This window comes from Mycolicibacterium obuense, assembly GCF_055397605.1.
The window spans coordinates 2,742,316-2,760,082 of the sequence record NZ_AP043663.1; the positions used below are offsets into that span (position 1 = coordinate 2,742,316).

13 protein-coding genes and 2 riboswitches are annotated in these 17,767 nt (G+C 70.0%); all 13 genes read left to right on the forward strand.

What is annotated here, in order from left to right; all coding sequences use genetic code 11:
• The first annotated feature begins 8 nt into the window (after positions 1-8).
• The 13 genes from ACZ50N_RS13110 to ACZ50N_RS13170 all read left to right on the forward strand — a co-directional run bounded on the left by ACZ50N_RS13110 (position 9) and on the right by ACZ50N_RS13170 (position 17,715).
• A complete protein-coding gene (locus ACZ50N_RS13110) occupies positions 9-644 on the forward strand; it encodes a CDP-alcohol phosphatidyltransferase family protein (RefSeq protein WP_048424489.1) in 636 nt (211 codons plus the stop codon).
• Positions 641-1,519, forward strand: a complete 879-nt coding sequence (locus ACZ50N_RS13115) for a DUF881 domain-containing protein (RefSeq protein WP_046365298.1) — start codon at positions 641-643, stop codon at positions 1,517-1,519. The genes ACZ50N_RS13110 and ACZ50N_RS13115 overlap by 4 nt, the downstream gene beginning before the upstream one ends.
• Positions 1,516-1,848 (forward strand): small basic family protein, encoded by a 333-nt coding sequence (locus ACZ50N_RS13120; protein WP_046365297.1) that lies wholly within the window; start codon positions 1,516-1,518, stop codon positions 1,846-1,848. Before ACZ50N_RS13115 ends, ACZ50N_RS13120 begins: the two co-directional genes overlap by 4 nt.
• Before the next feature lie 70 nt (positions 1,849-1,918).
• The gene (locus tag ACZ50N_RS13125; protein WP_048424511.1) at positions 1,919-2,680 is read left to right on the forward strand and encodes a DUF881 domain-containing protein; all 762 of its coding nucleotides are present in this window, start codon (positions 1,919-1,921) and stop codon (positions 2,678-2,680) included.
• Positions 2,681-2,711: 31 nt separating this feature from the next.
• A complete protein-coding gene (gene gcvH / locus ACZ50N_RS13130) occupies positions 2,712-3,107 on the forward strand; it encodes a glycine cleavage system protein GcvH (RefSeq protein WP_046365296.1) in 396 nt (131 codons plus the stop codon).
• Between the two features lie 146 nt (positions 3,108-3,253).
• Entirely contained in the window at positions 3,254-3,724 is a 471-nt protein-coding gene (gene garA, locus ACZ50N_RS13135) for a glycogen accumulation regulator GarA (RefSeq protein ID WP_046365295.1), read from the forward strand.
• Positions 3,725-3,762: 38 nt separating this feature from the next.
• Complete coding sequence (gene ftsR / locus ACZ50N_RS13140) at positions 3,763-4,512, forward strand: transcriptional regulator FtsR (protein WP_464475556.1); 750 nt, start codon at positions 3,763-3,765, stop codon at positions 4,510-4,512.
• A 92-nt stretch (positions 4,513-4,604) separates the two neighbouring features.
• Complete coding sequence (locus ACZ50N_RS13145; RefSeq protein ID WP_046365293.1) at positions 4,605-5,099, forward strand: bifunctional nuclease family protein; 495 nt, start codon at positions 4,605-4,607, stop codon at positions 5,097-5,099.
• Between the two features lie 227 nt (positions 5,100-5,326).
• Positions 5,327-5,947, forward strand: a complete 621-nt coding sequence (locus ACZ50N_RS13150; protein WP_046365292.1) for a MerR family transcriptional regulator — start codon at positions 5,327-5,329, stop codon at positions 5,945-5,947.
• Between the two features lie 42 nt (positions 5,948-5,989).
• Positions 5,990-6,083: riboswitch (glycine riboswitch) on the forward strand.
• 2 nt (positions 6,084-6,085) lie between these two features.
• Positions 6,086-6,198, forward strand: a riboswitch (glycine riboswitch).
• Positions 6,199-6,255: 57 nt separating this feature from the next.
• Complete coding sequence (gcvP, locus tag ACZ50N_RS13155; RefSeq protein WP_464475557.1) at positions 6,256-9,135, forward strand: aminomethyl-transferring glycine dehydrogenase; 2,880 nt, start codon at positions 6,256-6,258, stop codon at positions 9,133-9,135.
• A gap of 29 nt (positions 9,136-9,164) precedes the next feature.
• Positions 9,165-9,869 (forward strand): thioesterase II family protein, encoded by a 705-nt coding sequence (locus ACZ50N_RS13160; RefSeq protein ID WP_464475558.1) that lies wholly within the window; start codon positions 9,165-9,167, stop codon positions 9,867-9,869.
• A gap of 566 nt (positions 9,870-10,435) precedes the next feature.
• Positions 10,436-12,217: an AMP-binding protein gene (locus ACZ50N_RS13165; protein WP_046366640.1), complete on the forward strand. Its 1,782-nt coding sequence runs from the start codon at positions 10,436-10,438 to the stop codon at positions 12,215-12,217.
• A complete protein-coding gene (locus ACZ50N_RS13170; RefSeq protein WP_464475559.1) occupies positions 12,214-17,715 on the forward strand; it encodes a type I polyketide synthase in 5,502 nt (1,833 codons plus the stop codon). The genes ACZ50N_RS13165 and ACZ50N_RS13170 overlap by 4 nt, the downstream gene beginning before the upstream one ends.
• Positions 17,716-17,767 lie beyond the last annotated feature (52 nt).

Here is a 17,767-nt window from a genome sequence, read left to right on the forward strand (position 1 = left end):
TTCTACGCATGGCTCGCGGGTCCGAACCGGGGGACACCCCGGCACCGCGCGACCGGGTGTTGACGATCCCGAACGTGCTGTCGGTGCTACGGCTCGTCCTCGTCCCGGTGTTTTTGGTGCTGCTGCTGGTCTCCCACCACACCGGGTGGGCGGTGGCGGTGCTGATGTTCAGCGGCGCCTCCGACTGGGCCGACGGCAAGATCGCCCGGCTGTTCGACAACCAGTCCTCGCGGCTGGGCGCGCTGCTCGACCCCGCGGTGGACCGCATCTACATGGTCGTCATCCCGATCGCGTTGGCCCTGGCCGGCGTCGTGCCGTGGTGGCTGGTGATCACGCTGCTGGGCCGCGACCTCGTGCTCGCGACGACGCTGCCGCTGCTGCGCAGCCGCGGGTTGACCGCGCTGCCCGTCACCTACATCGGCAAGGCCGCGACGTTCGCCCTGATGTCGGGCCTGCCACTGGTGCTGCTCGGGCAGGGCGACGCCGCCTGGCAGCCGCCGGTGCTGGCGTTCGGGTGGGGTTTCGTGATCTGGGGGACCGCGATGTACCTGTGGTCCGGGGTGCTCTACCTCATCCAGGTCGGCATGGTCGCGCGGTCGATGCCACGCCCGGGTTCCGGGGGAACCGGGGTGCTGACCCCGTGACACAGCTGGGCGGCTTCGACCCGGCGTCGGGGCGCAACGCGCACCGGGCAGGGGCGCCGACGCTGATCCCGGTCCCGTCGCTGCTGCGCTCCCTGCTCTCCGAGCACCTCGATGCGGGGTACGCCGCCGCGGCGCAGACGCCCCGCGGCCGCACCGACTGGCTGTGGCAGCTGGTGGCGGCGGCGCTGGTGGCGGCGGTGTTCGCGCTGGCCTGGTCCCAGGCGCGCGCGACGGCTCCCGGCGTGCGTGAATCCCAACAGGTCCTGGTGACCAGCGTGCGCGCCGCCGAGGCAGCCACCGACGAGCTGACCGCGCGCCGCACCAGTCTGACCGCCGATGCCGATGCGCTGCGGCGCAGCCGACTCGCCGGAGATGCGACCGGCAGGCAGCTGCTGAGCGACCTCGACCAGGCCGCGTTCGCCGCGGCCGCGACCCCGGTGATCGGGCCCGGCCTGACCGTGACCGTCACCGATCCGGGCGTCACCCGCGACCTGACCGACGTGTCCAAACAGCGCGTCGAAGGCAGCAGGCAGGTGATCCTCGACCGCGACCTGCAGCTGGTGGTCAACTCGCTGTGGCTGGCCGGCGCCGAGGCGATCTCGGTGGGCGGGGTCCGCATCGGCCCCAACGTAACGATCCGTCAGGCGGGCGGCGGCATCCTGGTCGACAATCAACCCATCAGCAGCCCGTACGCCGTCGTCGCGGTCGGACCGCCACACGCGATGGCCGACGCCTTCGACCGCAGCTCGGGTCTGCAGCGGCTGCGCCTGCTCGAATCGTCCTACGGCGTGCGCGTCACGGTGGCGGCCGGCGACGGCCTCACCCTGCCCGCCGGCTCGGTCCGCGACCTCACCTTCGCCAAAGGACTCCCGTGATCGGAATCGTCGCCCTGGTCATCGGCATCGTGATCGGTGTCGTGTTCCGTCCCAGCGTGCCGGAGGTGATCCAGCCCTACCTGCCGATCGCCGTCGTCGCCGCCTTGGACGCCGTGTTCGGCGGGCTGCGCGCCTACCTGGAGAACATCTTCGACGCCAAGGTCTTCGTCGTGTCCTTCGTGTTCAACGTGGTCGTGGCGGCGGTGATCGTCTACGTGGGCGATCAGCTCGGGGTCGGGACGCAGCTGTCCACCGCGATCATCGTGGTGCTCGGCATCCGCATCTTCGGCAATGCGGCCGCACTGCGGCGAAGGCTGTTCGGTGCCTGACCGGAGTCCGGCGCAGGAGCCGACGGACCAGCCGGCCGATCATCCGGTCGATCATCACGGCCGCCACGAGATGCCACCCCCGCCGCACGGCGGGGGGCTCGACAGATGGCGCCGTATCCCTCGCCACGGTCCCCGAAGCTCCGTCTTCGGGGTGCTGGCGGTCCTGCTGTGCCTGGTGCTGGGCATCGCGATCGCCACCCAGGTCCGGCAGACCGATTCGGGCGACGCCCTGGACACCGCCCGACCGGCCGACCTGCTGGTGCTGCTCGACTCGCTGCAGCAGCGCGAGGCCGCGTTGAACCGCGAAGTCACCGACCTACAGCGCACGCTGGCCGAACTGCAGGCCTCGGGCAGCAGTGACCAGGCCGCGATCGAGAACGCCCGCGCGCGGCTGGCCGCCCTGTCCATCCTGATCGGCACCGTGCCGGCGACCGGGCCGGGTGTCACGCTCACCATCGGCGACCCCTCGTCGGGGGTGGCCGCAGAGACCATGCTCGACGTGATCAACGAGCTGCGGGCCGCCGGCGCCGAGGCGATGGAGATCCGCGGCAGCGGCGGGGGTGACCAGTCGAGCGTGCGCATCGGTGTCGACACCTGGGTCGTCGGCCCCGCCGGCGCACTCGTGGTGGACTCCACCACGCTCAACCCGCCGTATTCGATTGTCGCCATTGGAGATCCGCCGACTCTCGCCGCGGCGATGAACATTCCAGGCGGAGCGATGGACAGCATCGAACGCGTCGGCGGATCGATGGTGATACAACAGTCCGACCGGGTCGACGTGACCGCCTTGCGGCAACCGAAACCTCGCCAATACGCTCAGCCCGTCAAATGAGAACCCGAGAACCAAGGAGCCGAGGAGCACTGTGACCGAGATCCCCGCCGACCTGTCCTACACCGAAGAGCACGAGTGGGTGGCGAAGACGGGCGACGACACGGTGCGCGTCGGCATCACCGATTTCGCGCAGTCGGCGCTCGGCGACGTGGTGTTCGTGCAGCTGCCCGACGTGGGCGCGCAGATCAGTGCGGGGGAGTCGTTCGGTGAGGTCGAGTCGACCAAGTCGGTGTCGGACCTCTACGCGCCGGTCACCGCGAAAGTCGTTGCGGTCAACACCGATTTGGACGCCAATCCGCAACTGGTGAACTCCGATCCGTACGGCGGCGGCTGGCTGGTGGAACTGCAGGCCGAGGGCGGTGCGCTGAGCGACGCGCTCGGTGCCCTGCTCGACGCGGAGGCCTACCGCGCCCACGTGACCGAGTGAGGGTTGTTAGGGTCGCAGTCGACCATTGAGCGGATCCGGCCGTGGTGGACCCAATGGGGTCTGCCGCGCGGTACGGTCGACACCAGCGGCGAGAGCGCTGGAGGTCCCGGCCGGAGATCGCCACAGCAGCCAGTGAGGAGCAGCGGGTGACGGAAAAAGACTTCACTTCGGGGGCCGACTCTGACGAAGTCACCGTGGAGACCACATCGGTGTTCCGGGCCGACTTCCTCAACGAGCTCGACGCTCCACCCGCCGCCGGCGGTGAGAGTGCGGTCTCGGGCGTGGAAGGACTGCCCGTCGGGTCGGCGTTGCTCGTCGTCAAGCGCGGGCCGAACGCCGGCTCCCGCTTCCTGCTGGACCAGCCCACCACCTCGGCGGGCCGCCATCCTGACAGCGACATCTTCCTCGACGACGTCACCGTGAGCCGTCGGCACGCCGAGTTCCGCCTCGAGGGCGGCGAGTTCCAAGTCGTCGACGTGGGCAGCCTCAACGGCACCTACGTCAACCGGGAGCCCGTCGACTCGGCTGTGCTGGCCAACGGCGACGAGGTGCAGATCGGCAAGTTCCGCCTGGTGTTCCTGACCGGCCCCAAGGGCGCCGACGGCAGCTCCGACTGACCCGGAACTGACTCCACCCTCGACCGCGGCGACCTGCGATGACCCAACCCGAGACCTCGGGGCATGCCCTGCCCGGGATGTCGATCGGCGTCGTCCTCGACACGCTGCGCGGCGACTTCCCGGACGTCACGATCAGCAAGATCCGCTTCCTGGAAGCCGAGGGTCTGGTGACGCCGCAGCGCACGGCGTCGGGCTATCGCAGGTTCACCGCCTACGACTGCGCGCGGCTGCGGTTCATCCTGACCGCGCAGCGGGACCACTATCTGCCGCTCAAGGTCATCAAGGCCCAGCTCGACGCGCAGCCCGACGGTGAACTGCCGCAGAGCCCGTCGGCGTACGCCACGCGCCTGGTGCCCGTCGGCGCGACCGACGCCGACCACGACGGCGAGCAGGCCGGGCCCGCGCAGGCGCGGCTGAGCCGCGACAGCCTGCTGGAGCGGTCCGGGGTGAGCGACGAACTGCTCACCTCGCTGGTGAAGTCCGGGGTGATCACGCCCATCTTCAAAGGCGCGGGCACCGCGTTCTTCGACGAACACTCGGTGGTGATCGCACAGTGCGCTCGTGCGCTGGCCGACTACGGGGTGGAGCCGCGCCATCTGCGCGCCTTCCGGTCCGCGGCCGACCGGCAGTCCGACCTGATCGCCCAGATCGCCGGACCCGTGGTGAAGGCGGGCAAGGCCGGCGCGCGTGACCGCGCGGACGATCTCGCACGCGAAGTCGCGGCGCTTGCGATCACTCTGCACACGTCACTGATCAAATCGGCCGTACGCGACGTTCTGGATCGCTGAGGACTAGACTCGCCGTGACGGTTTTTCCGTCTCCTCCGGCCCCTTCGGGCCGGGCGGCTACAGCGCAACACCGGTGCGGAGGGTAGGCACAGATGGGCGAGGTTCGCGTGGTCGGAATCCGTGTGGAGCAGCCGCAGAACCAGCCCGTCCTGCTGCTCCGCGAGGCCGCCGGTGACCGCTACCTGCCGATCTGGATCGGCCAGTCCGAAGCCGCCGCGATCGCCCTGGAACAGCAGGGTGTCGAGCCGGCGCGCCCCCTGACCCATGATCTGTTCCGCGATGTCATTGCGGCGCTGGGACATTCGCTCAAAGAGGTGCGCATCGTCGATCTGCAGGAGGGCACCTTCTACGCGGACCTGATCTTCGACCGCGACATCAAGGTCTCCGCACGGCCGTCGGATTCGGTGGCCATCGCGTTGCGCGTCGGTGTGCCCATCTACGTCGAAGAGGCGGTGCTGGCCGAGGCCGGGCTGCTGATCCCCGACGAGAACGACGACGAGGCCCCCGGCGCCGTGCGTGAGGACGAGGTCGAGAAGTTCAAGGAGTTCCTCGACTCGGTGTCGCCCGACGACTTCAAGGCCACCTGAGTCAGCCACCTGAGCGAGGCAACCTAAACCGACCTCTTGGTCACGGATGCGTCTCGTCGTGTTCGACACGCGCGGCGCGTGTCCGGCAGGAGCCGAAACGGCGGCGATACTTGCTTCCGACGGGCAGTCACAGCAGGCGTCCAAGCGTATGCTCGAACCTGGTTCGGGCTGGGATAACGTGCGCCCACGAGACGACGCGAGTTTCGATCGGCGAGAGGATTCGACACGTGGGAGACACGCCACGCCAGGAGCAGCTGGACCTGAACACCGGCGCGTCCGCGGACACCCTGCCCCGGGTCGCCGCGGAACCCGTGCAGGCCGGCCTGTTCCCCGATGACTCGGTGCCCGACGAACTCGTCGGCTATCGCGGGCCCAGCGCCTGCCAGATCGCCGGCATCACCTACCGCCAGCTCGACTACTGGGCGCGCACCTCGCTGGTGGTGCCCTCGATCCGCGGCGCGGCGGGCTCCGGAAGCCAGCGGCTGTACTCCTTCAAGGACATCCTGGTCCTCAAGATCGTCAAGCGGCTGCTCGACACCGGCATCTCCCTGCACAACATCCGCGTCGCCGTCGACCATCTGCGCCAGCGCGGCGTGTCCGATCTCGCCAACATCACCCTGTTCTCCGACGGCACCACGGTCTACGAGTGCACCTCCGCCGAAGAAGTGGTCGACCTCCTGCAGGGCGGTCAGGGCGTGTTCGGCATCGCAGTCTCCGGCGCGATGCGGGAACTGACGGGTGCGATCGCCGATTTCCCCGGCGAACGCGCCGACGGCGGGGAATCGATCTCCGCACCCGAGGACGAGCTCGCCTCCCGGCGCAAGCATCGCGACCGCAAGATCGGCTGACAGCGCACCTGTCCACGGCGGCCGGTAGACTCGACCGCGCATCGCCCTCACGCGGGAGAGATCCGTGGCCGCCAGCCACGGGCGCCGAAGGAGCAACACCTCTCCGTCAACCTCTCAGGCCCCCGGACCGCGTCAGGCCCCGATGCCTCTGGAAAGCGGTGCATCGCACCCGCCCATGGGGAAAGGCAGCCCGTCCGTGATCACCGCGGTCGGCCGCCGAATCTCTCAGGCAGCCCGGACCGGGCGGACGACAGAGGGGGAGGCGCCGCAGTCCTGCGCGCCTCGCGCCCGAACGTCGGGAGACCCTCGTGTCTGACCCAGTGTCGAACAAGCCCGCCCCCCGCGAACTCACCTTCGTCGACCGCCACATCGGCCCCGATGCCGCCGCCGTCGCCACGCTGCTGGAGACCATCGGTGTCTCCTCTCTCGACGAGCTCGCCGCCAAGGCGCTGCCCGCCGGCATCCTCGATGAAGCCGGCGACGGGATCGCGCCCGGCCTCGACCATCTGCCGCCCGCAGCCACCGAAGCCGAGGCGCTGGCCGAACTGCGGGCGCTGGCCGAGGAGAACACCGTCGCGGTGTCCATGATCGGTCAGGGCTACTACGACACGCTGACCCCGCCGGTGCTGCTGCGCAACATCCTGGAGAACCCGGCCTGGTACACCGCGTACACGCCGTATCAGCCGGAGATCAGCCAGGGCCGTCTCGAGGCGCTGCTGAACTTCCAGACGATGGTGACCGACCTGACCGCGCTGGAGGTCGCCAACGCCTCGATGCTCGACGAGGCCACCGCCGCGGCCGAGGCGATGACGCTGATGCAGCGCGCCGTGCGCGGCTCCGGCCGCCGGCTCGCCGTCGATGTCGACGTCTACGCCCAGACCGCCGCGGTGCTCTCCACGCGCGCGCAGCCGCTGGGCATCGAGATCGTGACCGCCGACCTGCGCGACGGTCTGCCCGAGGGGGACTTCTTCGGCGTGATCGTGCAGCTGCCCGGCGCCAGCGGTGTCGTGCACGACTGGAGCCCGCTGGTCACCGAGGCGCACGAACGCGGCGCGCTCGTCGCCGTCGGCGCGGACCTGCTGGCGCTGACGCTGGTCGCCCCGCCGGGGGAGATCGGCGCTGATGTCGCGTTCGGCACCACCCAGCGCTTCGGCGTGCCGATGGGCTTCGGCGGCCCGCACGCCGGCTATCTGGCCGTGCACGCACAGCACGCGCGACAGCTGCCCGGCCGGCTGGTCGGGGTCTCGGTGGACGCCGACGGGGCGCCTGCCTACCGCCTGGCTCTGCAGACCCGCGAGCAGCACATCCGCCGCGACAAGGCCACCAGCAACATCTGCACCGCACAGGTGCTGCTCGCGGTGATGGCCGCGATGTACGCGAGCTACCACGGCGCCGACGGGCTGCGCGCGATCGCGGCACGCGTGCACGAGCGGGCGCGCGCGGTGGCCGGCGGTCTGGCCGAGGCCGGGGTCGACGTCGTGCATCCGGCGTTCTTCGACACCGTGCTGGCCCGGGTGCCCGGCCGCGCCCGCGAGGTCGTCGACGCCGCGAAACGCCGGGGCATCAACCTGTGGTCCGTCGACGCCGACCACGTGTCGGTGGCCTGTGACGAGGCCACCACCGAGGCGCACGTCGCCGATGTGCTCGCCGCATTCTCCGGTGGTGCCACCGCGGCGCCGGTTCCGCCCGCGGGCGGTGAAATCGACGCCATCGCGAACCGGACCTCGGAGTTCCTGACCCACCCGGCGTTCACCTCCTACCGCACCGAGACCGCGATGATGCGCTACCTGCGCTCGCTGGCCGACAAGGACATCGCGCTGGACCGCAGCATGATCCCGCTGGGTTCCTGCACGATGAAGCTGAACGCGGCCGCCGAGATGGAGCCCATCACGTGGCCCGAGTTCGGCCGCCAGCACCCGTTCGCCCCGGCGTCGGACACCCCGGGGCTGCGCCGCCTGATCGCCGATCTGCAGGCGTGGTTGACCGGAATCACCGGATACGACGAGATCTCACTGCAGCCCAACGCCGGCTCGCAGGGCGAGTACGCCGGCCTGCTGGCGATCCAGGCGTACCACATCGCCGCCGGGCAAGCCGAGCGCAACGTGTGCCTGATCCCGTCGAGCGCCCACGGCACCAACGCCGCGTCGGCGGCGCTGGCCGGCATGAAGGTCGTCGTCGTCGCCTGCCGCGAGAACGGTGACGTCGACCTCGACGATCTGCGCGCCAAGATCGCCCAGCACGCCGAGCACCTGTCGGCGCTGATGATCACCTACCCGTCCACGCACGGCGTCTACGAGCACGACGTCGCCGACATCTGCGCCGCGGTGCACGACGCCGGCGGCCAGGTCTACGTCGACGGCGCGAACCTCAACGCGCTCGTCGGGCTGGCCCGGCCCGGCAAGTTCGGCGGCGACGTCAGCCACCTCAACCTGCACAAGACGTTCTGCATCCCGCACGGCGGCGGCGGCCCCGGCGTCGGCCCGGTGGCGGTGCGCGCGCACCTCGCGCCGTACCTGCCCGGGCACCCGCTGGCCTCCGAGCTCGGCGAGGACTACACCGTGTCCGCGGCGCCCTACGGTTCGGCGTCGATCCTGCCGATCACGTGGGCCTACATCCGGATGATGGGGGCCCGCGGGCTGCGCTCGGCGACGCTGGTCGCGATCGCGTCGGCCAACTACATCGCGCGTCGCCTCGACGAGTACTACCCGGTGCTCTACACCGGCGAGAACGGCATGGTCGCCCACGAGTGCATCCTGGACCTGCGCGGCATCACCAAGGCGACCGGCGTGACGGTCGACGATGTGGCCAAGCGACTGGCGGACTTCGGTTTCCACGCACCGACGATGAGCTTCCCGGTGGCGGGCACGCTGATGGTGGAGCCGACCGAGAGCGAGTCGCTGGCCGAGGTGGACGCGTTCTGCGAGGCGATGATCGCGATTCGTGCCGAGATCGACAAGGTGGGCTCGGGCGAGTGGCCCGCCGAGGACAACCCGCTGCGCGGCGCCCCGCACACCGCGCAGAGCCTGCTGGTCGACGACTGGCAGCACCCGTACACCCGGGAGCAGGCGGCCTATCCGCTGGGTCACGGGTTCCGGCCGAAGGTGTGGCCGCCGGTGCGACGCATCGACGGTGCGTATGGCGATCGGAACCTGGTGTGCTCGTGCCCGCCCGTGGAGGCTTTCGCCTGAGGTGCTCAGCTAGTCGTTAAGGTGTCCCGGTGACACAGCCCAGGTTGTTCATCTTTCCGCACGCCGGCGGGTCCGCGCAGTACTACGTGCCGTTCGCGAAGACCTTCACGATCGACGTCAAGCGGACCGCGGTGCAGTATCCGGGACAGCGCGGCAAGCAGGACTTCGCGTCGTTCACGAGTCTGCCGGCCCTCGCCGACGAGATCGTGACGATGGTGTCTCCGGAGAAGGACCACGGGGGACCGGTGTTCTTCTTCGGCCACAGCATGGGCGGACTGCTGGCCTTCGAGGTGGCGCGCCGGTTCGAGGCGGCCGGCCGGCCGATCAGCGGTCTGTTCGTGTCCGCCGTCGCCGCGCCCGGGCATGTCGGTTACGAGGACATTCCCGACGACGACGAGGGCCTGCTGGGTGCGGTGAGCACGATGACGGGGGCCAACCCGGAGTTTATGAAGAACCCCGAGTTCGCGGCCGCGATCCTGCCGACGCTGCGGGGCCTCAAGGCGATCGCGTCGTACAGCTGCCCGCCGGAGGTGACGCTGACCGGCCCGATCGATGCGTACTTCGGCGACGAGGACGAGATCGCGACCGCGCAGAAGGTCGCGCCGTGGGCGGACCGCACCCGCGCCGAGTTCTCCGCACGGGAGTTGCCCGGCCATCACTTCTATCTCAACGAGCAACTCGGCATCGTGGTCCCCGACATCGAGGCGAAGATCCAGGCCAGGATCGCCGAGTAGCGTCGAGCGGCTGGTGTGGCTTTGGCCACACCAGTACTTCGTACCGGTCGTCGACGTCGATCCACGGAGCACACCAGGTCGGCTATCGGGATACGTGTGTGTGCACTTCGCGAGGCTGGCCGGACCTGCAACTTACCGGCGAGTCAGGAGCGTACTCGACGCAGCCGTGCAGATACCGCAAACTGTTTACGCATGCGTCAACGCACACTGTGCATGCCGCTGCGCTGCCCTACCACTCGATTCGCATGCCGAACCGCGTCTCCGCTGAGCAACCGGCCGCCGGTGAGTGAGGTGGACGTTTGCTGAACTGGCAAAACCCACGAGGTTGCCTCGGGAATAAAATCCGCCATGTGTGCATCGCAATTCGGGCGAAATTGCGGCCGATTGCGCAACTTCCCTCTGGCAAGCACTTCGTGGTCTAATCCTTGGTCGGATTACACGACATTTGTGACAGGTCGGTGTTAGCCTTCGGCCAAGCGGGGGATGCGCGGCCACGAGCTGGCGTCCGGTTTGCCACACGGCACTGGGGCCGGGACGCAGGATCTTAACGATGAAAGGACGTCGCCATGCCTTTGCTTGAGTCGACCATTCCTGGCCTTCTCGCCGAGCGCGCTCGGCAGCAGCCCGACGACGCGGCGTACACCTTCCTCGACTTCGACATCGACCCCAACGGGTTCGCCGAAACCCTGACGTGGTCGCAGGTCCACCATCGGGTGCAGGTCGTCGCCGCGGAGCTGCTGCGCCACGGGAGCAAGGGCGACCGTGCGGCCATCCTCGCCCCCCAGGGGCTCGAGTACATCGTCGCCTTCTACGGCGCGATGGCCGCCGGGATGATCGCGGTGCCGCTGCCGGTTCCGGCGATGGGTCAGCTCGATGAGCGCGTCAACGGCGCGCTGCGCGACTGCCAGCCCACCGCTGTGCTCACCACCTCCGCCGTCGTCGGCGAGATCCTCAACTACGTAGGCAACCTGCCCGGCGGCAACCCGCCGGCCGTCATCGAGGTCGACGCGCTGGACCTCGACTCGCCGGTGACCCCCGAGGTCAACGTCGGCCCGCTGCCCAAGAACGCCTACCTGCAGTACACCTCGGGCTCCACCCGGGCGCCCGCCGGCGTCATCATGACCCACCAGAACGTGATCGCGAACGTCAAGCAGGTGTTCGACGACTACATGGAGCACCGCAACGGCGTGCCGCCCCGCGACATCACGATGGTGTCCTGGCTGCCCTTCTACCACGACATGGGCCTCATCCAGGGTGTCTTCGCCTCGCTGCTGACCCCGAACGAGGACGACGGCGGGAAGCTGCACGGCCGCCCCGCGATCGTGATGAGCCCGGTGGCGTTCCTGCAGAAGCCGGCCCGCTGGATCCAGCAGCTCGCGCTGAACAGCTGCGCCTGGTCGGCCGCGCCGAACTTCGCGTTCGAGCTGTCGGTGCGGCGCACCACCGACGCCGACCTCGAGGGCATGGACCTCAGCGGCGTGCTGGGCATCATCAGCGGCAGCGAGCGCATCCACTCGGCGACCATCCGCCGCTTCAACGAGCGGTTCACCAAGTTCGGCATGCCCGACACCACGGTCCTGCCGTCCTACGGTCTGGCCGAGGCCACGCTGTACGTCATCTCCGCACCCGTCGGGCACAAGCCGGCGACGGTGCGCTTCGACTACGAGAAGCTCGCCGCCGGCCATGCCGAACGCTGCGGCACCGAGTCCGGCACCGAGCTGGTCACCTACGGCGCGCCGCGGTCGTCGAACGTTCTCATCGTCGACCCGGAGACGTGTGTCGAGAACCCCGACGGCAAGGTCGGCGAGATCTGGATCCACGGCGCACAGGTCGCGATGGGCTACTGGCGCGACCCGGTCAAGACAGAGCGCACCTTCAACGGCCAGCTCGTGAACCCGTCGGAGGGCACGCCCGTCGGTCCGTGGCTGCGCACCGGCGACCTCGGCGTCATGAGCGAGGGCGAGATGTTCATCATCGGCCGCATCAAGGACATGCTGATCGTCGATGGTCGCAATCACTACCCGGACGACATCGAGGCCACCATCCAGGAGATCACCGGCGGCCGCGTCGCCGCGATCTCGGTGCTCGACGACACCAGCGAGCAGCTGGTCGCCGTGGTCGAGCTGAAGAAGAAGGGCACCTCGGAGGCCGAAGCGCTGGACAAGCTCAAGGCCGTCAAGCGTGAGGTCGCCTCGGCGATCAAGAAGACCCACAGCGTGCGGGTGTCCGATCTGGTTCTCGTCGCTCCCGGGTCCATCCCGATCACCACCAGTGGCAAGATCCGGCGCTCGGCCTGCGTGGACCGCTATCGCTCCGACGAGTTCAGCCGGTTGGACGTCACTACATGACCTCTGCTTTCGACGAGGATGCACTCCGGCACTGGTTGGTCGACTACCTGGTCACCAACATCGGATGCAGCCCTGACGAAATCGATCTCGATGCTCCGCTGAACGACCTCGCCGTCGGGTCCAGTGACGCCGTCGTGCTGACCGGCGAGCTGTCCGAACTGCTGGGTCGCACCGTGTCGCCGGTCGAGTTCTGGCAGTACCCGACGATCAACGCGCTGGCGAAGTTCCTGACCGGCGGCGAGGTCGATCCGTTCGACGGTGCCGCCGGTGCGATGGCCGCCGCCCGGGACAGTGGCCGGGCCGACCACGACGACGCGATCGCTGTGATCGGTCTGGGACTGCGGCTCCCGGGCGGGGCTGAGGCGGACGGCAACATCGAGGGACCCGAGCAGTTCTGGGAGTTCCTGACCGAGGGCCGGTCCGCCGTGCGCGAGGTGCCTGCCGACCGCTGGGAATCGTTCCGGATCGACTCGCCCGAGGCGGCCGCAGCACTGGCCGGCACCACCCGGTGGGGATCGTTCCTGCGTGACGTCGACGCGTTCGACGCCGAATTCTTCGAGATCTCCCCGAGCGAAGCCGACAAGATGGACCCCCAGCAGCGGCTGCTGCTCGAGGTCACCCACGAGGCGCTCGAGCACGCCGGTATCCCGGCCCACAGCCTGCGGCACACCCAGACCGGGGTCTTCGCGGCGGCGTGCCTGGGGGAGTACGGCTACCTGTCGACCACCGACCTCGGCGATGTCGACTCCTGGTCGGGCACCGGCGGTGCGCTGTCGATCATCGCGAACCGGGTGTCGTACTACTTCGACCTGCGCGGCCCGTCGATGACCATCGACACCGCCTGTTCGTCGTCGCTGGTGACGATTCACCTGGCGTGCCAGAGTCTGCGCGCCGGCGATTCGGACGTCGCCCTGGCTGCGGGTGTGAACATGGTGTTGTCGCCGGCCGTGACCCGCAGCTTCGACCAACTCGAGGCCATGTCCAAGACCGGGCAGTGTCATGCGTTCGACGCCTCCGCGGACGGGTTCGTCCGCGGCGAGGGCGCCGGGGTGGCGGTGCTCAAGCGGCTCTCGGACGCGCAACGCGACGGCGACCGGGTGCTGGCGGTCATTCGCGGCTCGGCGGTCAACCAAGACGGCCGGTCCAACGGGCTGATGGCACCGAACCCGGCCGCCCAGATGGCCGTGCTGCGGTCGGCCTACGCTGCCGCGGGCGTCGAGCCCCGCGAGGTGGACTACGTGGAGGCGCACGGCACCGGCACGCTGCTGGGTGATCCGATCGAGGCGCGCGCGCTGGGCACCGTGCTCGGCAAGGGCCGGCCTGCGGAACGCCCGCTGCTGCTGGGCGCGGTGAAGTCGAACCTCGGGCACCTGGAGGCCGCGGCCGGTATCGCCGGATTCGCCAAGGCGGTGCTGTCGCTGCAGCACAACGTGATCCCGGCCAACCTCGGCTATCGAACCCCGAACCCGCACATCCCGTTCGAGAATCTGCGCCTGCGGGTCGTCGCCGAGCCCACGGACTGGGCGCCGGGCGCGCGGCCCCGCCGGGCCGGGATCTCGTCGTTCGGTTTCGGCGGCACCAACGCCCACGTCGTCATCGAGGAGGCGCCCCGGGCGGCAGCGTCACCCGCGTCCGAGACCGCATCCGAGCCCGACCCGGCCGTGACCACGCTCGTCGTGACCGGCCGCACGCCGGACCGCGTCGCTGCGCAGGCGGGAATGTTGGCCGACTGGATGGCCGGCGTCGGCGCAGAGACCTCGCTGGCCGAGGTCGCGCATGCGCTCAACCATCACCGCTCCCACCACAACAAGTTCGCGACCGTGGCCGCCCGCGACCACGCGCAGGCCATTGCAGGTCTGCAGGCGCTGGCCACGGGCCAATCCGCCCCCGGCGTCGTCGGCCCCCACGTCGGGGCCTGCACGCCGGGCCGGGTGTTCGTGTATTCGGGTCAGGGGTCGCAGTGGGCCGGGATGGGGCGGCAGCTGTTGGCCGATGAGCCGGCGTTCGCCGCGGCGGTGGCCGAGATCGAGCCGGTGTTCGTCGACAAGGTCGGTTTCTCGCTGCACGAGGTGATCGCCGAGGGCCGTGCGGTCAGCGGGGATGCCGAGGTGCAGCCGGTGCTGATGGGTCTGCAGCTGGCGTTGACCGAGCTGTGGCGGTCCTACGGTGTGCATCCGGATGCGGTGATCGGGCACTCGATGGGCGAGGTCACCGCGGCCGTCGTCGCGGGGGCCTTGAGTCTGGCCGACGGTCTGACAGTGATCGCGGCCCGCTCGTCGATCATGTCCCGGCTCGCCGGCCAAGGTGCTGTCGCACTCGTGGAACTCGATCCCGATGCGGCCGAGGCGCTGATCGCCGATCATCCGAGCGTCGAGATCGCCGGCCTCGTGTCGCCGCGTCAGACGGTCGTCGCCGGCCTGCCCGACGAGGTCGACGCCGTGATCGCCGCCGTCGGCGCGCAGGACCGGTTCGCCCGCCGCGTCAACATGGAGGTCGCCTCCCACACCGCGCTGATGGACCCGGTGCTGCCGGATCTGCGCGAGGCATTCGCCGTCATCACACCGCGCACCCCGTCGATCCCGTTCCTGTCCACCGTCGTCGATGCCGAGGATCCGACGCTCGACGCCGACTACTGGGTGGCCAATGTGCGCCGGCCGGTGCAGTTCAGCCGGGCGATCGAGGCGGCCGCGCAGGAGATCGGCACGTTCGTCGAGATCAGCCCCAATCCGGTCCTGACCTACGCGATCGCCGACACGCTCACCACCGGGCACCATCACGCGCTGGGCACGCTGGTGCGCGACGGCGACGACGCGGTGTCGTTCCACACCGCTCTGAACGCCACCCACACCACGCATCCCCCCGAGACGGAGCATCCCGCCCATCCGGGCGGTGCGCAGGTCGCGCTGCCGACCACACCGTGGCACCGCACCCGGCACTGGGCGATCCGGAAACCGTCGTCCTCCGGCGCCACCGCACCCCGCCCGGGCACCGTGCTGGGCGGCCACACCGCTGTCGCCGGTCCGCAGCCCGGACATCTGTGGCAGGCCCGGCTGACGCCACAGGCTCGGCCGTATCCGGCCGCGCACCGGTTCGCGGGTGTGGAGATCGTGCCGCTGTCGGTGCTGCTGCACACGCTCGCGCTGGCCGCCGAGCAGGCGGGTGCCGCCACGCTCGCCGACGTGCGGTTCGAGTTCCCGATCGCCCTCGATTCACCCCGCGTGGTGCAGGTCTACGCCGACGCGGACGTCGTGACGATCTCGTCGGCCACCGGTGACGACACTCGGGCCGGCGGGTGGGTCCGGCATGTCAGCGCGCGGATCCACCGGGAACCCATCGGTCCCGCCGAGCCGGCCGACTCCGATGTGGCGGGGTACGACCCCACCGCACTGGCCGAACTCCACCACGCGTGGGGTATCGACGGGCTGGCGTATCCCTGGACGGTCAGCGGACACGCTCAGGCGCACGGTGAAGCGCGTACCGAGGTGACGTTCGCCGACGCTCCCGAGGCGCCGCTGGCCGCCGCGCTCGATGCCGCCGTCAACCTGGGGCGCCTGGTCGACGCGTCCACACCCGGTCTGCTGGTGCCTGCTGCGATCGAGTACGTCCTCGTCGGCGACTCCCACGCGGGTCGCGGCACCGTCGTGACCCGCCACCGCGCCCGCACCGGCGACGATCTCGTCATCGACCTGTCCGTCGAATCCGAGGGCGGCGCCGTCGTCGCCGATCTGCGCGGCATCCGTTACACCGCCGTCGACGTCGACGAGGCGGCCCCGGCCGCCGAACCGCGTCGCATCGCACACCGGCTCGACTGGCAGCCCGTGACCACTGAATCGGCGGGCACCGACACGGGGCCGGTCGCTGTCGTCGGCTCCGGCACCCTCGCCGCAGCACTGCGCCAGGCCGTCGGTTCCGACACACACTCCGGGACGGACGTGGCGCAGGCCCGCACGGTCGTGTTCGTCGCCGACTCCGACGGTCCGTCGGCGCAGGAGACGGCTGTCCGGCTCACCACCGAGGTGGGGCAGCTGGTCGCCGAGCTCGCCAACCGGGAGCCGCGCAACCCCGCGACGCTGTGGCTGGTCACGCACGGTGTCTTCGAGTCGGCCACCGAGTCGGCGCTGTGTCAGAGCCCGCTGTGGGGGCTGGCCGGTGTCATCGGCGCCGAGCAGCCGCAGCTGTGGGGCGGGCTGATCGACATGCCTGACGCCGACATCGACGCCAGTGCGCTGACGGGGCTGCTCTCCAGCCCGGTCAAGTCCGTGGCAGTATGGCGCGACGGCGCTCTGCTGACCCCGACGCTGGCCGAGATCGCCGAAAAGCCGACGCGCGAGCCGCTGCACTGCCGGCCCGACGCGGCCTACCTGATCACCGGCGGCATGGGCGTGCTGGGTCTGCTGATGGCCGACTGGCTCGCCGACCGGGGCGCGCGCCGCATCGTGCTGGCCGGCCGCACCGCGCTACCGCCGCGCCGCGAGTGGGCCATTCAGACCGACACGGTGGCTGAGACCGAGGTCAGGCACAAGATCGACGCGATCCGAGCGCTGGAGCGCCGTGGAGTCAGCGTCGACACCGTCGCAGTCGACATCGCCGATCGCGATGCGGTGGCCGCGGTGTTGGATCGCCGCGACGCCGACGGCGCGCCGCCGATCCGCGGCGTCATCCACGCCGCCGGTATGACCGAGGCGCAGCTGCTCACCGAATTGGAACCGGAGCGCGTGCACCGCACGGTGTGGCCGAAGATCGCCGGCGCCCAGGTGCTCGCGGATCTCTTCCCGCCCCAGGCTCTCGACTTCCTGTACCTGGCCGCCTCGGCGGGTGCGGTGTTCGGTGTCCCGGGTCAGGGCGCCTACGCCGCCGGCAACGCCTACCTCGACGCGCTGGCACGCGCCCGGCACGCCCAGGGCGACAACACGGTCAGCCTGGACTGGGTGGCCTGGCGCGGTCTCGGGTTCGGCAGCGAGGCGCAGGTCGTGGTGTCCGAACTGGAGCGCGTGGGCTCGCGTCCCGTCGCAGCCGGCGAGGCGTTCGCGGCGTGGGACCACGTCACCCGCTTCGACATCGACCAGGTCGTGATGGCCCCGATGGACTCGGCGCAGGATGCCGCCGCGGTCACCGGCGACCACCGTCCTGCCGCGCCGACGCGGAACTGGGCGGCGCTGGACCGCGACGAGCTGCTCGCCGAGCTGCGCGACGGGCTGCGCGGCATCCTCGCCACCGAGCTGCGGCTGCCGGAGAGCGACGTGCTGACGGATCGGCCGTTCGCCGAGATGGGGCTGAACTCGGTGATGGCGATGTCGATCCGCCGGGAGATCGAGCGGCTGGTCGGGCTGGAGTTGTCGGCGACGATGCTGTTCAACCATCCGACGATCGACAGCTTCGCCGGCTATCTGGCGCAGCAGCTGAACCCCGAGGCCGTCGCCGAGGACGCCGCGGCCGACGACGATGACGACGAGGACAGCCTGCTGGACTCGCTGTTCGACAGCGTCGAGTCGAACTGACCGCACGAGCGTGCCGATGCGACCGAACCACCAGAATTTCCCGGATCGACCC